Annotated in this window: 14 protein-coding genes; 5 read left to right on the plus strand and 9 right to left on the minus strand. The window is 43.1% G+C overall.

The annotated features are described in order from the left end of the window. Window positions 1-143: 143 nt before the first annotated feature. Window positions 144-2003, plus strand: a complete 1860-nt coding sequence (locus tag MKZ03_RS01350) for a beta-glucoside-specific PTS transporter subunit IIABC (protein WP_341030686.1) — start codon at window positions 144-146, stop codon at window positions 2001-2003. A gap of 19 nt (window positions 2004-2022) precedes the next feature. Beyond that, window positions 2023-3444, plus strand: coding sequence for a glycoside hydrolase family 1 protein (locus MKZ03_RS01355; protein ID WP_307498933.1), 1422 nt, complete (start codon window positions 2023-2025; stop codon window positions 3442-3444). A 725-nt stretch (window positions 3445-4169) separates the two neighbouring features. Here the strand turns inward: MKZ03_RS01355 and MKZ03_RS01360 are convergent. Then, window positions 4170-4349, minus strand: a complete 180-nt coding sequence (locus tag MKZ03_RS01360) for a hypothetical protein (protein ID WP_307498934.1) — start codon at window positions 4347-4349, stop codon at window positions 4170-4172. Between the two features lie 464 nt (window positions 4350-4813). On the opposite strand from MKZ03_RS01360, the gene MKZ03_RS01365 reads away from it, so the two are divergent. Further along, window positions 4814-5551: a hypothetical protein gene (locus MKZ03_RS01365; RefSeq protein WP_307498935.1), complete on the plus strand. Its 738-nt coding sequence runs from the start codon at window positions 4814-4816 to the stop codon at window positions 5549-5551. A 14-nt stretch (window positions 5552-5565) separates the two neighbouring features. Here MKZ03_RS01365 and MKZ03_RS01370 read toward each other — a convergent pair whose 3' ends face one another. Beyond that, complete coding sequence (locus MKZ03_RS01370) at window positions 5566-5877, minus strand: hypothetical protein (protein WP_307498937.1); 312 nt, start codon at window positions 5875-5877, stop codon at window positions 5566-5568. A 140-nt stretch (window positions 5878-6017) separates the two neighbouring features. After that, window positions 6018-6179, minus strand: a complete 162-nt coding sequence (locus MKZ03_RS01375; protein ID WP_341030688.1) for a DUF3967 domain-containing protein — start codon at window positions 6177-6179, stop codon at window positions 6018-6020. A 139-nt stretch (window positions 6180-6318) separates the two neighbouring features. Between MKZ03_RS01375 and arr the strand changes: the two genes are divergently transcribed. Continuing rightward, window positions 6319-6735 carry an NAD(+)--rifampin ADP-ribosyltransferase gene (arr, locus tag MKZ03_RS01380; protein WP_341030690.1) on the plus strand — a complete coding sequence of 139 codons (417 nt, stop codon included), beginning with the start codon at window positions 6319-6321 and terminating at the stop codon, window positions 6733-6735. 60 nt (window positions 6736-6795) lie between these two features. Here the strand turns inward: arr and MKZ03_RS01385 are convergent, their stop codons facing one another. The 6 genes from MKZ03_RS01385 to MKZ03_RS01410 are packed head-to-tail and all read right to left on the minus strand — an operon-like array spanning window position 6796 to window position 14285. Continuing rightward, the gene (locus MKZ03_RS01385) at window positions 6796-8715 is read right to left on the minus strand and encodes a BglG family transcription antiterminator (RefSeq protein ID WP_340974330.1); all 1920 of its coding nucleotides are present in this window, start codon (window positions 8713-8715) and stop codon (window positions 6796-6798) included. Then, window positions 8712-9596 carry an ROK family protein gene (locus MKZ03_RS01390; protein ID WP_341030691.1) on the minus strand — a complete coding sequence of 295 codons (885 nt, stop codon included), beginning with the start codon at window positions 9594-9596 and terminating at the stop codon, window positions 8712-8714. Before MKZ03_RS01390 ends, MKZ03_RS01385 begins: the two co-directional genes overlap by 4 nt. A 57-nt stretch (window positions 9597-9653) precedes the next feature. Next, the gene (mngB, locus tag MKZ03_RS01395; protein ID WP_341030692.1) at window positions 9654-12317 is read right to left on the minus strand and encodes a mannosylglycerate hydrolase; all 2664 of its coding nucleotides are present in this window, start codon (window positions 12315-12317) and stop codon (window positions 9654-9656) included. 28 nt (window positions 12318-12345) lie between these two features. After that, window positions 12346-13464, minus strand: a complete 1119-nt coding sequence (locus MKZ03_RS01400) for a PTS fructose transporter subunit IIC (protein WP_341030693.1) — start codon at window positions 13462-13464, stop codon at window positions 12346-12348. Window positions 13465-13503: 39 nt separating this feature from the next. Beyond that, window positions 13504-13830, minus strand: a complete 327-nt coding sequence (locus tag MKZ03_RS01405) for a PTS fructose transporter subunit IIB (RefSeq protein ID WP_012008793.1) — start codon at window positions 13828-13830, stop codon at window positions 13504-13506. Beyond that, window positions 13827-14285 (minus strand): PTS sugar transporter subunit IIA, encoded by a 459-nt coding sequence (locus tag MKZ03_RS01410; RefSeq protein ID WP_060595447.1) that lies wholly within the window; start codon window positions 14283-14285, stop codon window positions 13827-13829. Before MKZ03_RS01410 ends, MKZ03_RS01405 begins: the two co-directional genes overlap by 4 nt. Before the next feature lie 241 nt (window positions 14286-14526). Between MKZ03_RS01410 and MKZ03_RS01415 the strand changes: the two genes are divergently transcribed. Continuing rightward, a complete protein-coding gene (locus MKZ03_RS01415; RefSeq protein ID WP_341030695.1) occupies window positions 14527-17196 on the plus strand; it encodes a S8 family peptidase in 2670 nt (889 codons plus the stop codon). The last annotated feature ends 21 nt before the right edge of the window (window positions 17197-17217 follow it).

Raw genomic sequence — 17217 nt, forward strand, 5'->3', positions numbered from 1 at the left:
CTTAGAGGATTGTGACTGTTCGGCAGGCAAAACCTAAACGTTCACTGAAAAAGCGCAATGGCAAGTTGCGACTATTTTTGGTGCCCGTTTAGGTTTTTATTTTGCCTAAAAACGTATTTTTTTGAAAAAAAGGGGGTTTTTGTATGAGTTATCGTCAATTAGCAGAAGACATTATCAAACACATTGGCACAGAGAAAAACGTTCATTCACTGGTCCATTGCGCTACAAGACTTCGCTTCACATTAAATGACCGATCAAAAGCAGACAAAGCAGCCATTGAAAAATTAAATGGTGTTGTAACCGTCATGGAAAGCGGCGGCCAATTTCAAGTAGTCATTGGCAATACCGTACCAGAGGTTTATCGAGAGATTGGGGAGTTTACGAATCTATTAGAGGAGTCCACTTCTTCATCTGCAAAATCAGGTGGAGAGAGCACGAGCCTTTTCGGAAAATTCGTCGACATTGTCTCTGGTATTTTCACACCTCTTCTCGGTGTCATGGCGGGTGCTGGTATTTTAAAAGGTCTATTAGGTATCTGTATCAATGCGAAATGGTTATCACCTGAAGATACGTCGTATCAAATTTTATTTGCTGCGTCTGACAGCTTGTTCTACTTCCTGCCATTACTGCTCGCATTCACTTCTGCTAGGAAGTTTAAAGCGAATCCATTTGTCGCTGTGACGATTGCTGGTGCACTCATTTACCCAACCATTCAAGAATTATCAAAAGGCGGCGGAGATGTGACCTTCTTCGGTATTCCGGTCGTCTTAATGTCGTATACATCAACGGTTATTCCAATCATTTTGGCAGTGTTTGTCATGGGATATATCGAACGTTTCTTTAACAAAGTCATTCATGAAAGCGTCAAAAACTTTATTACACCACTGATTTTACTTGTCACGGTTGTTCCGCTGACACTCATTGTATTCGGCCCATTTGGTGTGTATGCAGGGAACGGCATTGCAGCTGTCTTGCTGAAAATATTCTCCTTTAGTCCTACACTTGCAGGTGCTTTAATTGCGATGGCATGGCAGGTTCTCGTGATCTTCGGTATCCACTGGGGTCTAGTGCCAGTGATTTTAAATAATATTGCCGTCCATGGAAAAGATCATATCAAGCCGGCTACTGCGCCAGCTGTATTTTCACAAGCCGGTGCCTCAATCGGTGTTATGCTGAAAACAAAGAATAAAAAACTGAAATCATTGGCTGGATCGACAGCGGTTTCTGCCGTGTTTGGGATTACAGAGCCAGCTGTATATGGTGTCACGCTTCGTTTGAAAAAACCATTTATTGCAGCCGTTCTCTCTGCCGGAGTCGGCGGTGCGATCATCGGTTATTCACAAAGTATTGCGATTGCGTCAGGACTTCCAAGTTTACTGACACTTCCGATTTTCTACGGACAAGGCTTTACAGGGTTCATCATCGGAATCTCGGTCTCGTTTGTTCTATCCATCGTCTTGACTTATTTGATTGGATTTAAGGATCCAGTAGATGAAGATGACACGCCAGCACCGATTTCCGCACCAACAATGGAAAACGAACATGGGGTCAAAGCAGCTCATGTGAAGAGTCCTTTAAAAGGCGAGATGATCAAGCTGGAGGAAGTGCAGGATAAGGCATTCTCATCTGGTGCACTAGGAAAGGGTGCAGCCATCATTCCATCAGAAGGCAAGCTGTTTGCACCAGTATCAGGAGTTGTGACAACGGTGTTCCCAACAGGCCATGCGTACGGCCTCACCTCTGAAAGCGGAGCAGAAGTGCTCATTCACATTGGACTGGATACCGTCCAATTAGGCGGTCAGCATTTTGCCCCGAAGGTCGTACAGGGGCAAACCATCACAGAAGGTGAACTGCTTGCAGAATTTGATATTGAAGCCATCCAAGCTTCCGGCCTTTCCGTCACAACACCAGTGATTATTACCAATTCCGGTGAGTTTAGCGATATTATTGAAACAGAAGAAAAACAAATCACACCAGGACAATCATTTTTACATCTCGTTTAATGAAGAGGAGGAAGAAATTATGAGATATTCAACACTAGCACCATTTCCAAAGGACTTTTTCTGGGGCGGATCTACTTCCGCCTATCAAGTAGAAGGTGCGTGGAACGAGGATGGCAAGGGGCCTTCTGTCATTGATATGAGAGCAAGTTACCCTGAAGGGACAACGGATTTTAAAGTCGCAAGCGATCACTATCACCGCTATAAAGAGGATGTGAAGATGTTTGCAGAAATGGGTTTAAAGGCTTATCGCTTCTCTATTGCATGGACACGGATCATTCCAGATGGAGATGGGGAGATCAACCAAAAGGGGATTGAATTCTATCATTCTCTCATCGATGAATTGCGCCGCTATGACATTGAACCAATCGTGACAATGTATCATTTTGATCTGCCTCATGCGCTTCAAGTAAAAGGCGGTTGGTCAAATCGTGCGACAGTAGATGCGTTTGAACGTTATGCAGAGGTTCTCTTTAAGGAATATGGCCAGAAGGTAAACTATTGGCTGACCATTAATGAACAAAACATGATGATCTTACATGGATCGGCGCTCGGTACACTTGATCCAAATTTAGAAAATCCAAAAAAAGAACTGTATCAGCAGAACCACCATATGCTCGTAGCTCAGGCGAAAGCCATGACGCTTTGTCATCGTTTGCTGCCTGAAGCGAAAATTGGACCAGCACCAAACATAGCGCTCATTTATCCGGCATCTCCAAAGCCTGAGGATGTGCTTGCTGCGGCGAATTACAATGCGATCCGCAACTGGCTTTATCTTGATATGGCAGTCTTCGGCCGTTATAACAACCTTGCTTGGGCTTATATGAAAGAAAAAGACATTCTTCCTGTTATTGAAGAGGGAGATATGGATATTTTGAAAAGTGCAAAGCCAGACTTCATTGCCTTTAACTACTACACTTCTCAAACAGTTGAAGCGAGTAAAGGAGATGGCAACGATGAATTTGCACGCGGCGGAGATCAGCATTTAAAATCTGGTGAAGATGGCGTATACAAAGGCGGCAACAACCCGTTCTTAAGTAAAAATGCGTTTGGCTGGGAGATTGACCCTGTCGGCTTCCGTTCAACGATGCGCGAGATTTATGACCGCTATCAGCTGCCGCTTATTATTACAGAAAACGGATTGGGTGCTTTCGACAAGTTAGAAGAAGATGGTTCGATTCAGGATGATTATCGAATTGATTATTTAGAAAAGCATATCGAACAAATCAAATGGGCGATCACAGACGGAGTCGAGGTCTTCGGATACTGCCCGTGGTCCGCCATCGACTTAATCAGCACACACCAAGGATGCTCCAAGCGCTACGGGTTCATCTACGTCAACCGCGACGAATTTGACCTAAAAGACCTCAAACGAATTCGTAAAAAGAGCTCTTATTGGTACGAAACCTTGATTCAGCAAAATGGAGAGAACATCGGGAAGTAACAGATAAAAAAGCCAATCACCTTATGCGGGTGGCTGGCTTTTTTTTTCGTTCACTCTATTGGCAACGTCATATTGTTCGAGTTGTTTTAAAATGATAGTCTGATTTTAACAGCCTAATAAACTGCTTTCTTTTATAATCCGAAGAATATCACAATCCATTTCGCTGTTTCGAATGCTACATCAGGTGGTAGGCCAGCTTGTATAAAAATTGCGGCTATTCCTTTTTCTTGTACATTTTGAACTTTTTCGATTTAATCTGCTACTTTGTAAAAACCTGATTTAGCTTTCTTTGCATATTTCTTGCCTATTACTTTTGATAAGGGTTTTTCTAAATATGTGCCTGAAGAGCCTGAACAGCAAGTTTTTTTGCTATTGTAGTGACGATATTTTTAGTTTGGGCTTCTTTAGATTGTGGTGGGTTATATCTTGCACCATTGTTTAGGAACATATGCATTTCGGCTTGTGTCATTTGTCCGATTGGTAGATGTTGATTTGCAGATTGAGGAATGTTAAACAATTTTACCTTACAAATAAGCAAGTGTGGGAGAATGAAAATATTTACATTTAATCCTTTAATTTTTGGCTAAGGTCTTGAAATGAGGAAAGGGGAAATAGGGAGTGTCCCGGAGTTTGTTTGAATAACAGGCTTTTGGGTGTCGTGAATGAGTCAACTCCTTAATGCTTACTTCGTTCCGCTTACCGTTGACTCATGCCATATCTAGCCCTCAACCTCCAGTGGAAGCAATAATACCCAATAACAAGACAATAGCCGCAAAAGTCATTCTATAGCCTTTCTCGTTTTGCTTATTATTCTTTCGTTTTTGCATATACACAGCAAATAAGAAACGCCCGTCAACATCAACAATATAGATATAATCAAAACAATCATCACCTTTCTGGCTCATAACCTCGATCCTTCTTAGGTGTATTCTGTTTTCTCTCGTTTTCCTCCTTCAAAAAGTACTCCGCGCCTTTTATAAATCGCCGAAGGTGTCGGCTATTATTTTTCCTAAATTCAAGACCTCGGACGCTGTCCGAACCAGTCGGGGAAATCTTCCCCGAACCCCATAAAGAAGAAGCAGGCTTTAATCGCCTACTTCTTCTTCACACCACACTGCAAAGAGCATCAAACCACAAATAATAATTGCCCCTAAATCCATCACATGAATTTCAATGGTCATCATGTTCACCTCCACAGTGAACGGATTCTACCACAGAAATTTTCATCAAAACGAAGTTCTAAAAAATAAAAAAAATGATTGCGGACACCGCAACCAAAAAAGAAATTTTCTTAAATCCATTGATACACTCATTTTAATTTGATAACCTTTATTTTGGAATTTAATACAAAAGGAGGAATGTAAACAAAATGTTCAAAAAAACACTTTTAACCCTAATTACCCTAGCTCTTGTCATATCAATATGGACTCCATTTTCATCAGAAGCATCAGCAGAAACACACTCTATCAATTCACAAGAATTAGAAGCGTTAGTAACACCAACAGTTCTACAAAATGAACAAGCTACCAAAGAATTAGACGAACTTGAAATGAAAATGAGGGAATACATAGAAAACCTTCCATTTAAAGAAAAAGAATTCGAAAACATGTCAGAGTCAGAACAAAATAAAGTGATAGATCAATATTTCAACAATGAAGAATTTTTAGCTTTAGAAAACCGAATGAAACAACTTGACTCCAAAAGTAATCAGAGTGAAATAACAACACAAGCACTACCAGTATTCTTCATACCTATCGCAATGACCGTAGGAAGAGTTGCTTTAATGGCTATCAGATCAAAAGGCGCAAGAACTGCACTTAAATATCTAAAAAATCGAATAAAAGGATTCGGTAAAAATTACAAAATTAAATGGGATGTAAGAAATGATAAAGGACAACTTAGAAGTTTAGTTGTCGTCCTACACAAAGGAAAGAAAAAAACAACAAGAGTATTTGCTGTAGACAATGGAAAAATCCCTTTAATACCAAAAACCTCAACTTGGTATTGGCATTTCCATGTAGCTCCAAAAGATAAAATACACCATGCTCTCAGAGCATCAGTACCAAAGAAATACAAAGCAAGTCCAGGAGAAACAATATTACACTAAAAAACCCCTAATTTTTAGGGGGTTTTTTTCTCTTCATGAGTTGTAACTATATCAACTGGATGTATCAAGTTTTCATCATCATTATCCTCATCAATGTAAGGCATAATAAGTGAATCCAACTCTTCTTTATCATCAACTAAAGCAACGTAAGTTGTATAATCCTCTAAATCTGATGGAAACAATTCAGCTTGACCAACATTACTTTTCAATGCTTGGTCAATAGCACTCTTTAATTCCATTAAACCCTCACGATTACCAATAATATAAGAATCCATATGCCAACTTTTTTGAGCATATATATGACAAATCTTATCTCTATCCTTCATTATCTCATTACACCCTTCCTGAAAAATTTAATTGATTATGTGCCAACACGCCAACCAGCTATAACATCAAACGTCTCATTGGCTACTTTATCCTCATCTTCTTCAATCCTGATCAGTTCTCCTTCCTAGGCATCAATACGCTATTTCCAAAACTGCCACCAAAATTTTTTTTGTCCTTCCTTTTCCTCCTGCTCCGTTGCCGCAATTAATTTTTTAGTTTCTTGAGTTTCTCTTATGGCCTCTAACAGCTTTTTATCTCTTTCAAGAAGACTGTTTTGTATGTATTCTTGCTGTTTTTTCAACTTGCTGGAGTTTACAAATCACATCTTGCTCTCTACTATCATTATACCCCGAATTCAATCTCAATTATAGACTGTTTTCCGCCCAGATCAGGCCGTATACTGTTATACGCAAGTCAAAAACGATAAGGGGTGCGGCTGTATGAATGACAATGAGCAGGTTTTAGATCCTGGCCCATTTTTTCATGGGACGAAAGCAGAATTGAAGATTGGAGATCTGCTTGAACGGCTGTATTTATCCAATTTTCAGGATAAAAAATCAAACCATATCTATTTCACTGGAACATTAAATGCGGCCAAATGGGGTGCTGAGTTAGCAAGGTCTGATGCGAAAGAGAGAATATATCTTGTAGAACCGTTAGGCGAGTTTGAAAATGATCCGAATTTGACTGACAAAAAATTTCCCGGCAATCCAACACGTTCTTATCGATCGAAATCCCCTTTGAAAATAGTCGCAGAATTAGGTTCATGGGAAAGACATTCTGATGAAGAAATTGAACATATGCTGAGCTCTTTGAAGAAATTAAGTGAAGAAGGGAAAAATGTCATATACGATTGATGATCCATATTCTAAATAACACGAAGGCCGCCTCATTAACTGGGCGGCCTTTGTTCTATCTTATTGAAACAACGCATCCATCAACTCATCAAATGTTTTTGCTTGCTTCAGGAAGTGAATGCGGTCTGGATTGTCCAGTAAATCGACGGCCTGTTCAAAGAATTGATTCATGCAGGCTGCGTCATCCTTATGAATCGCTAATAAAAAGACAAGTGATACTTCATCTCCCTGCCAGTCAATTGGCTGTTTTAAGTGTGCGATGGCTACGCAGGAGGTGCCTTCATTTGTGATGAGCGGGTGTGGCATAGCCATTCCTCTGCCAAGATAGGTAGAGGACATTTGCTCCCGCTCAAGCACCGAGGACCGAAAAGAAGGCGATACTAGCTGATGCTCCTCTAGACGGCTGCATAGTGTGTCTAATACCTCGTCCTTGCTGGATAGGTCAGCATTCAATAAGGTCAATCGTTCTTGAAAAAATGCCATCAGCTCTTTAGAGGGAGTCCCATGTCCATTTAATAAATGAATGATCTCATTTACCCGCTGTACATCATGATGTTCAAAAAAAGCGCTGACCTGAATCACGGGTTTTCCCTTTGATGCGAGTGGGACGGTTGTAATGATGACATCACAGGGCAGGGTGGTGCTCATTAGATAATCCTGATAGGAATACAGCTCGACGATTTCCAGTTCGTGCTGAAAGGCTGCCTTCAATTTAATTTCAAGCAGTCTTGCCGTCCCTAGTCCAGACCCGCACACGATAATGGCTTTCTTTTTTTGCGAGGTATCGAGCTGACTTCTTTCAAATGAAGCAGCGATATGCAGGGCAACATATGCCGCCTCGTCTTCATTTGGCGTCCGTACCAGCTGTAAGGCATTCAGTCCGCTGACAGCCAAATCAAACGGGTAAGGATAGGACGCTTTGATCTCATGCAAAAGCGGATTTTGTAAGGATACGCCATATTGGATTCGATTTAATAATGGCTTCATATGAAGCATCAAGTCTTGCTGCAGGATGTTGTCATCTGCAAAGCGGTGGCCGCTTGTTTTCTCAATGTGCTGTAGAAAGACCGCAACCGCCTGCTGAACTTCCACTGTCGTCTGATGCTGGGCGGCTTCTTTCCACGTTTGATTCGCCAATAGATGCATCACTAAGTAATCTGTTTCATCCTCTGATAAGATGACGTGAAAGGTGTCACTTACCTGCTGTATGATCTTTTGGGCAATTCTCATTAAGACTTGCGATCTTTGTGTACGAGTGGTGCTGGCGGATATCCGCTGGTTTTTTCGTGTCTGCTGAATCGCAATCGCTAAGTGAATGACTAAGTTTTTTAAGGCAATATCTTTAATGAGCAATGACTCTTGATGCAGGTTCGTCAGGACAATAGATCGAATGGTTTCAAGAGAAATATCAGGAAAATGGAGCTGCTCCCGCTCGGTGATATGAGAAAGTGCAGGCTCTTCCTCAAGGAGTAAGTCTGCATAGCATGTTCTTTTTTGCAGCTCGTCTCCCTCAATCTTTAAGCCAAAACCAGGCTTTGACACAAGGGTCATGCCGTAACGGGCTAACAGCTCTCGTCCTTTTTTTAAATCACTGCTGACCGTCATGCGGCTGATAAACAGTTCTTCAGCCAGCTGGTCAATTTTTAAGTAATCCGGTTGAAGCAATAGCTTTCTCATCATAAATCGTACACGCTCTTCTGGCATGACGGGGACGAGAGAGCGGGCAGGAAGCTTCTGCTGATGAAGCCAAAGCAGAAAGGCGTCTTGATCACTCGTTAATAGGGTGTATCCCTTTCCGCGGATCGTTTTAATCTTGGCTCCAGCTTCCTTTAGTTGTTCATTTGCTTCTTTGATTAAATTGCGGATGGAGCGGTCAGATAAGCGAAAAGAGGCAGTGAGCTCCTCCAGCTTCACGAACCCCTTCGTTTCAAATAGCCGCTGAATCAGCTGATAGGTTCGAGGATCTGCCGTCATCATCATTGCGCGGCTCCTTGCGCCTGTAAGGCATCAGTACCAAGAGCGATTGCGCCCATTAAACCAGATAATCCATCAAAGGATGGCTTTGTGATAATTTCATTTAAAGGCTTTGGCAGCTGCAAATACCCGTGAAGCCGCTTTTCTGTTTCATCAAGAATGAGGGGCAGCATAGCGGGCTGTTTCATCACACCTCCGCCGAGAATGATGCGCTCTGGTGAAAGAGTGAGTAATAAATTGGCGGTCATCTGCCCGAGATAGTAGGCATGAAGTGACCAGGCAGGATGCTCCTCTGGCAGCATTGGTGCCAGTGTATGATAGCGTCCTTCTATGGCAGGTCCAGATGCCAGTCCCTCTAAACAGTCATGATGTATTGGGCAGCAGCCTCCGTAGGAATCATGAGGATGCCGCTGAACGGTGATATGACCCATTTCTGGATGCAGCAATCCGTGAATGAGGCGGTGTTCAATATAGGCACCGCCGCCTATTCCTGTTCCAACTGTGATGTAAACCAAAGAAGCAGGCTTTTGTGCTTCGACCGAAAAGCGGGCTTCTCCGAGTGCTGCACAGTTCACATCGGTATCAAGCTTCATCGGGAGCCCAAGGGCTTGTTTTAAGGTTGAGAGGAAAGGGAATTGGCGCCAGGCTGTTTTTGGTGTATCTAAAATCGTCCCATAGCTTGGGCTTTGTTCTTTTACATCGACAGGCCCGAATGCCCCAATGCCAATGGCATCGACAGGATGCTTTGTAAAGTAATCGATCACTTGCCGGCATGTTTCAATTGGGTTTCCTGTTGCAAAGGAAGTCATGTGTTCAATCGTTCCGTCTGTTGTTCCGTAGCCGCAGACAAATTTTGTTCCGCCTGCTTCAATGCCTCCAATTCGCATGATCAATGCCCTCCATTAAAGAGGGGCGGAATCCAAATGGACCCCGCCCCTACATGTTCATTTTTTCTTTACAATGTAGGTTTGTACCTGACAAGGTGTGAGCGGTTCAATGTGTAATGATCCATGTTGTGCTTTGAGTATATGTCCTTCAGGTGTTTCGCCTAAATTCGCTGTTTCTCCGTGTTGTAGAGATGAACTATTGATTGAAGCGGCTGTTTGACGCGTTAAATATGGATTGAAGAGACGGATGACAATGCCTGTCCCATGCTCTTCTTTTTTTAGAGCGCTTAGAATGGCTCCGTCTGTCTCAATGTCAAGCAGGCTATAAGTAGATTGTAAGTCTTCTTTTTCATCTCGGAAAGAGAAAATTAAACGACCGTTTAAAAAGTCTGCCCGTTCGTAGCATTGAACTGGGGTGGTATACCGCTTAGCAAGCTGCGCTAAGTGCCCCTCGCTGACAGCGTCCTTGCTATAGTGCATGCCAAATGAGAACGACAGTGCACCTTGCAGCTGAGCGTCAGGTGTCTCAACAATTTTTTCCCCAGATGCGCGGCCTGGACGGTAAAGAAGATTTTCTTTCCCCATTTTTCCGAAACAGCGGAAGAGCGTATACGCAATCGTTGTGTAGCCTTCTCCTGTGATCTGGTATTCTCTCACACAGTCGGTCAATAGAGCGACACCATATGCTTCATCACGAAGTGCAGTAAAGGATTGCATCGGTTCAATGGTGATCGGTTTTTCTTCCCAATGCTCATTGCTCCACCATTCAAGCTCTTGCGTGAGCTCTGTTGGGCGTTCGGTGGTTCCAAACTGCTGATCGCTCAGTGATACCTTTGATGCGATGCCTGTATCAAAGAGGACACGCAGACGATGGTCTAACGCATGATTGTCGACATCGACATGAAAACGGATGACAGGCTCATCTTTGTTTAATGCCACCTTCGCTGTGATCGGGAGTGAAGTCGTGACCGATTGCTGAGAGCGCTCTTCTAAGTCATATGGGACAGTGAGAGTAAGCTGGATGGTGAGCTCTTCCTGCAGGCCGCTTTTAGACACTGTGATGTCTGCTGAAGAAAGATCCTTGGATGACACATACAGATCTTCGCGCGGCGGGGAATAGTTGTAGGAATCTCCATCGTCTCCATTGTCTTCAAAGATCATTTGCTCAGAGAATGTCCGGCCTGTTTGTTTATCTGTGATGTCCAGCGATCCGTTGTCATTTGCCGCTATGCGGTAATACGTATTTTCAATCGCGCGTCCTTCTGTTTGTTCCCATGCAGATTCGCTTGATTTATCGAAAACCATGCTGACTTGTGTATAACCAACGGATGGTAAGCTGGCGGCTTCAATCAGCAGAATGGCTTTCCATACTTGTTTTGGCATGTACACATCTTTACTTGGGTTAAGAGAAATTTGCTGTGCCAGCACATAATCTGTGACATCGGTTTTGCTTTTCACTGTGTAGTGAAGCATTCTTCCGTTTGCATCCTTTAGTGTAAATGGACGTTCCGTGATAAAGGTTTCGACCTCAATGACTTCAGAACGCTTTGAAGGCAGTGTATTAAATAACGTGAATGTGATTTCTTGCTCAGTTTGCAGTCGAATAGCAATGAGACGCATGTGTAAGTCCACAAGATTCTCGGCGATTTCCTTTGCCTGCTTGTAGCGGAAGAAGACATCTTGATTCGTCGTGTCGCTATTGCAGCCGCCAATGCTGTCATGCGCTGCATTTTCAAACATGAGGTACCAAATATCACGAACCGTATCATGCGGATAGTCGTGTCCGAGTGAATAGCTAATCGTTAGGATAGGCTCCATCACATTGACGAGATAGTTTTCAATTTGATTGTTTAAGATTTTTAAATCAGCTCGTGTTGAAAAAATAGATTTATGAATCCGCATATGTTTCGCATGAATGAGCTCTCCTTCTAATGTCTCAAAAGAAGTCCGCTCTTTTTTCACTGCTGCAATGTAATCTTCTAAACTGCTGATTTGATAGTGGTGCTCGTCAAGTTCATTGGCTTTTTCTAATAAGTCAGGCAGGTTTTTGCGGATCGGTGCTTGGTCAAAGCCATTTGGGAAATAAACATTCTTTGTGGTTGCTTTTGCTTGCAGCGCACCAATTTTTTCAGATAAAAAGGCTTGTAAATCCTCATCCTTTTCAGGAATATTTCCACCGTAGTAGTAGCCAAATGGCAGGTTCACAGCAAAGACTTCACTGCCGTCAGCACCTTGCCAATTGAATTCAGTGTGATTCGTCATATGGTCTGAAACACCGCGCCAAAAAGCTGTATCCACAATGCCGAATCCACGGTAAATTTGAGGCATTTGCGCGGATTGACCGAAGGAATCAGGGACATAGCCGACTTTCATCACATGACCGAACTGCTGACAGCGTTCAATCCCATATTGCAGGTTCCGTACAATCGATTCACCTGAAATGACGAGCTGGTCGGTTTGGGTATACCATGGGCCGATGATGAGACGTTTGGCTGTGACGAGCTTTTTGATTCTATTCTCATCCTCAGGGCGCCATTTCAGGTAATCATCCAATAAGGATGCCTGTGCATCGAGCATGAAGTAATGGAACCTTTCATCTGTTTCAAGGGTGTCTAAAATGTCCATTACGCTTTTCATTAAGTAGATACGGGATCGGGAGGTGGTGAAATACCATTCCCGGTCCCAGTGAGTATGTGGAATCACATGTACATTGACAGTCATTGATCAACGACACCTTTCTATGTTCAAATTATCCTTCTAGCACAAGGTCAAAATCGTCTTCTTCTTTCTGCTTCTGGTCATGTTGTGGCGTTTTTGGCTCTTTTTTCTCAGAGAAATTCACAAGCAGATTGGCGCCAATACCGATGACGAGTGCGCCAGTGAGGGCTCCGATTAAATAAGCCCACCAGTTTCCGACTGAGAAGAAGCCGTATAGCCCGCCAATTGGCGGCATGATGTCATGAACACCTAATAATGCAGCGACCCCGCTTCCAGCAGCACACGCGACAACATTGAGCGGAATCAATTTCAAAGGATTGACAAGGGTAAAAGGAATCGCCCCTTCCGTAATACCGATAATGCCCATCACAAGCCCGCCTCGTCCGGCTTCTCTAAAGGTTGGAGAGAAGTTGCGTTTTCGAATCAATGTCGCAAGCCCGTATCCAAGCGGCGGAATGACAATCGCAATATTGACGAGGATGGCAGGGAGGTAGACGCCTGATAGGAAGAGTGCGTTACCAGCCATCCAAGCAGATTTATTCACTGGTCCGCCAAGATCAAACCCAATCATCGCACCTAGAATGAGAGCGAGTGCGAGTGTGCTTGTGCCGTCAGCGACCATACCTTTAATCCATTCAATTAATGCCGTGTTCAAAGCGCCTAATGGACCGCCCAGCAGAACGGACATGAGAAGCCCGGTTAAGCCAACGGTTATAAGCGGTAAGATGAGCAGAGGAACGAGTCCGGCCGCGGAGCCTTGAATTTGAATTTTTCGTTTTACAAAAAGAGCGACATATCCTGCGAAGAAGCCTGCAATGACGGCACCGATAAATCCAGCATTCGTTGAGCTGGCAAGGGCACCACCGATGAAGCCGGCCGCAAGACCTGATTTATCCGCAATCGAATAGGCGATAAATCCAGCGAGCAGGACGTTCATTAAGCCAATGCCTGTCCAGCCAACCTGCTCCATTAAATAGGCGCCGTGTAAAATGCCGCCAGCATCCTTATAGGCGTTTAAATCTGAAACACCAAATCCTAATCCGACTAGTTTTGCTAAACCAACGATAAGGGAGGCACCGATGATCACAGGAAGAATATAAGAAATACCGGTCATGAGATGGCCTTCAATGACTTTTAATTTTGCTTTCATTTTGCTTTGCTCCTTTCTATATGGCATTGCTCACGTTTATTAAGATTCAGATTTTTTCTTTTCAACAAGTGCTACGGCTTTTGTGATGATTTGCTCGGCATTTTTTAAGGCGCGTCCAATCTCGACACGTACTGTGGGAATGCCTGAGAAACGTTCCGCATCGTTGATATGCTGATTTGATGCAATGATACAAAGGTCTGCCTGCTTTGCTTCCTCTGCTGTAATGCCATTTACCTGTCCCATAATCCCTTGCTGCTCAATTTTGATCTCGTGACCGAGCTGTTTACCCGCATTCTCTAATGCCTTTGCTGCCATTGGTGTATGAGCTAACCCTGCTGGACATGAAGTGACACCGACAATTTTCATTGTGTAATCCCCTCTTTCAATTGTTGTTCAATGACTTCGTAATAATAGTCAGCGGTTTGACCTGGTTGTATTTTTTCGATGAAAGCCGGTTCCATGAGGCTTGTCGCAATCCCTGACAGTAATTTCAGGTGTGTGACATTTGCTTCTTCTAATGGAACGAGCAGTGTAAATAAATAGCTTGTGGGCAAATCGTCGAAGCTGCCCCATTCAATCGGTTGTTCTAGCTCTAAAAAAAGAAGTGAAGCCGTTTGTACAGCGGAGCTTTTTGTATGAGGAATGGCGAAGCCTTGCTGAAGTCCTGTTGAAACTTCGTCTTCGCGTGTCAACAAATCGGATAATAACCCCGCCTGATCGTTTGTAATCTGAAGGTCTTCAGCTTTCTCGGCAATGTATTGTAAAATCTCATTCTTTGATCGTCCGTTTACTTGTGTGAAAACATGATCTTTTTGGAACAAGCTGATCCCTTCTCTCTTGTTTGTTAAGCGCTTACAAGTTGATTGTAATGTACTTTTCGGCATGGTTAAATAGAATCATTTTCCGTTTGAAATGGCAAAAAGTTTATGAAGCTATTTGTCTTGCTGTCTGTTATCTCAAATCCTAGCTTAAAACGAGTTTAATTATGTAAAAAACAGATTCTACTAAATGCATTTCTGTGATATTCTTCCAAGGTATTACAAATGATAAGGGGGTCTTTTCATGTTCAAAAAGCAGGTCAAATCCTGTGTGATCGTACTCATGGCCATCATTCTCTGTATGGCGGTATTTCCTGGATACGAGGCAGCAGCTGTCAGTAAAGGAACAAATGTCAATGAAGCCATTGGGTTAAAAAATGGTGAAGTCATCTCAGGGACATTACAGAATGAAATGGAAGAGTCATGGTACCAAATCACGCCATCTGCACAAGAGGTGGCAAAAGATACACATATGAAAATTTCTGTCAAAAGTAAACAAGTGTTATCCGTATCGGTCTATCCAAGCAAGGACAGAGCGATGAAGGATGACACTTATTCGAGATACCGTGTGGACACTGCAAGTGGAGAGACAGAGATCGACTTCCCGCATGCATGGTCAGGTCCTTATTTTGTCAAAGTGCTCTATTTAGGGTCGGAGGAAGACAGCCGTGATGAGGAAGAGGATGCGGCCTATACAATTGGGTATAAAGGAGCTAACCTTCCGCCTTCTGAACCCGTTTTCCCTGAAGACGATGAGCCTGACATCATTATTATTGAGAAAAAGTACGGGCGCGAAATTCTCCAATCGATGCGTACAATTGAAGATAAACGTTTTAATGAAACACCAAATGGTCAGAAGCTGAGTCGCCTGCTCCAAAAGACAAAGCCATTTCTCAAATCGAAGCTCATCAAACAAAAAAATGAGCAGCAAAAGGTATACAATCATCTGCTTACATTAAAGACACTGCTAAATGACGTAGAGAAAAATGGTGCATTTAGTGGTCATATCGTGACAGAGAAAGAACAACAGGCGATCCGTTCTCTTTTTGATATGCTCAAAGGAGCAAGTCCTGCCTATTTAAAGAAGGAATTAGAAGCAGTGAGTCAAAATATTGGAATCGATCAGCTTGAAGGAAAATCGATCGGTTATGTATTAGAAAAGCAAAAGCTTGTAAAAGAAGAGAAAGTGAAGACGAATAAGATCATTTTTAAATTAAAGGATGGCCAAACGCTTCAATCTGCGAAAAAGAAGATGAAAAGCTATGGAATCCAAGAAAACCGCGTGACATCGCAGTCAGTAAGTCCTTTGTTTAAAGGAATGTATGTCTATGATTTACCAGCAGGGCAAGAGTCAGCTGGGAAGACACTAAAAGCAGGCAAAGCTGTGATCAAAAGCACTGCGAGAAAGCTGTCCAGCATGCCGAATGTTGAATTTGCAGAGCCTGTTCAAACGTATCGTGCACTGAGCAATGATGTGCAGTATGGATACCAGTGGCCACTGAAAAACAGTGCGCAAAACAGCGGGAAAAAAGGCGCTGATGTGAAGTTTGAACAAATGAACACACTGATTGGCACAAGCAAGATGAAGCAAACATTGATTGCAGTTGTGGATACAGGTGTAGACAGTCGTTTGACTGATCTAAGCGGGACTGTTCGTACGGACTTAGGTGCGAATCTCATTGGACGAAACAAAGATGCGATTGATGACAATGGACACGGTACGCATGTTGCCGGCATTATTGCCGCAAAAGCCGATAATCATTACTCCATGGCAGGTCTCAATCAACATACGGGCATCATTCCGGTGAAGGTGCTGGATGCCTATGGCTTTGGAGATACAGAGCATATTGCACTTGGAATCAAGCATGCAGTGGATAAAGGCGCAAAGGTCATCAATATGAGTCTTGGCGGCTACTACAGCCGGGTGATTGAATATGCAATGAACTACGCGGCTCAAAGAAATGTACTAGTGGTCGTGGCGAGTGGAAATGATGGCGTTCCAGAAATGGGCTATCCTGCGACATCAAAGTACGGAATGGCCATTGGCGCAAGCAACCGTATGGATATTGCCGCTGAATTCTCAAGCTATGGTAAAGGACTGAGCATGTCTGCACCAGGATCTGATATTCCCAGCTTAATGCCAGATGGGAATGTATCATATCTGAGCGGGACATCAATGGCGACACCATATGTGGCAGCAGCAGCAGGATTACTGCTTTCTAAAAATCCATCCTTGAAGCCAAATCAAGTAAGGAATATCTTGCAAAGCACAGCAGATAAGATCTCCTTTACATCTGTTGATGGAAAAGATGACGTTTTCTATGATGAAAACGATGAGCCAATTGTCGATCCGAAAATTCCAGGTATTGATTGGATGACAGGACATGGCAGACTGAATGCATTTGCTGCTTTAAGTGCTGTCGAACTGAATGCATCTGTGAGCAAAGTGGAGGATCAGCATCAAAAGGTGACAGGTAAAGCAAAGGCAGGCGCTGCTATTTCTGTGTATAGAGGCAAAACCCTGCTTGGAAAAGGCACAGCAGGCAAAAATGGAACTTTTAGTGTGAAGATCAAGCATCAGAACAAAAACAAAGTCCTTCACATTAAGATTTCAAAAGGAAAGGCCGCTACAACGCTCAAAACAGTCGTCAAAAAAGGCAAAGCACCAGCTAAGCCGAAAGTGGGCAAAGTAACGGTCAAAAGTAAAACGGTCAAAGGGACTGCGGGTGCAGGATTGACCATTAAAGTGAAAAACAAATCAAAGAAAGTCATCAAAACGGTGAAAACGAATAACAAGGGCGCATTTACTGCCCAAATAAAACCGCAAAAAGTCAAAACAGTCTTGTATGTGACCGCTTCTGATGTGAGAAAAAGAGAAAGCAAAGCGGTGAAGGTTGTTGTTGTGAAAAAGTAAGAGAAGAACTTCCCTTTCTAA

This window comes from Bacillus sp. FSL R5-0431, assembly GCF_038002985.1.
In the GTDB taxonomy this organism is placed as follows: Bacteria; Bacillota; Bacilli; order Bacillales; family Bacillaceae; genus Bacillus.

What these genes read in the sequence shown, in the direction of transcription:
- MKZ03_RS01350 (WP_341030686.1), top strand. Translation starts at nt 144, where the DNA reads ATGAGTTATCGTCAATTAGCAGAAGACATTATCAAACACATTGGCACA.
- MKZ03_RS01355 (WP_307498933.1), top strand. Translation starts at nt 2,023, where the DNA reads ATGAGATATTCAACACTAGCACCATTTCCAAAGGACTTTTTCTGGGGC.
- MKZ03_RS01360 (WP_307498934.1), bottom strand. Translation starts at nt 4,349, where the DNA reads ATGAGCCAGAAAGGTGATGATTGTTTTGATTATATCTATATTGTTGAT.
- MKZ03_RS01365 (WP_307498935.1), top strand. Translation starts at nt 4,814, where the DNA reads ATGTTCAAAAAAACACTTTTAACCCTAATTACCCTAGCTCTTGTCATA.
- MKZ03_RS01370 (WP_307498937.1), bottom strand. Translation starts at nt 5,877, where the DNA reads ATGAAGGATAGAGATAAGATTTGTCATATATATGCTCAAAAAAGTTGG.
- arr (WP_341030690.1), top strand. Translation starts at nt 6,319, where the DNA reads ATGAATGACAATGAGCAGGTTTTAGATCCTGGCCCATTTTTTCATGGG.
- MKZ03_RS01385 (WP_340974330.1), bottom strand. Translation starts at nt 8,715, where the DNA reads ATGATGATGACGGCAGATCCTCGAACCTATCAGCTGATTCAGCGGCTA.
- MKZ03_RS01390 (WP_341030691.1), bottom strand. Translation starts at nt 9,596, where the DNA reads ATGCGAATTGGAGGCATTGAAGCAGGCGGAACAAAATTTGTCTGCGGC.
- mngB (WP_341030692.1), bottom strand. Translation starts at nt 12,317, where the DNA reads ATGACTGTCAATGTACATGTGATTCCACATACTCACTGGGACCGGGAA.
- MKZ03_RS01400 (WP_341030693.1), bottom strand. Translation starts at nt 13,464, where the DNA reads ATGAAAGCAAAATTAAAAGTCATTGAAGGCCATCTCATGACCGGTATT.
- MKZ03_RS01405 (WP_012008793.1), bottom strand. Translation starts at nt 13,830, where the DNA reads ATGAAAATTGTCGGTGTCACTTCATGTCCAGCAGGGTTAGCTCATACA.
- MKZ03_RS01415 (WP_341030695.1), top strand. Translation starts at nt 14,527, where the DNA reads ATGTTCAAAAAGCAGGTCAAATCCTGTGTGATCGTACTCATGGCCATC.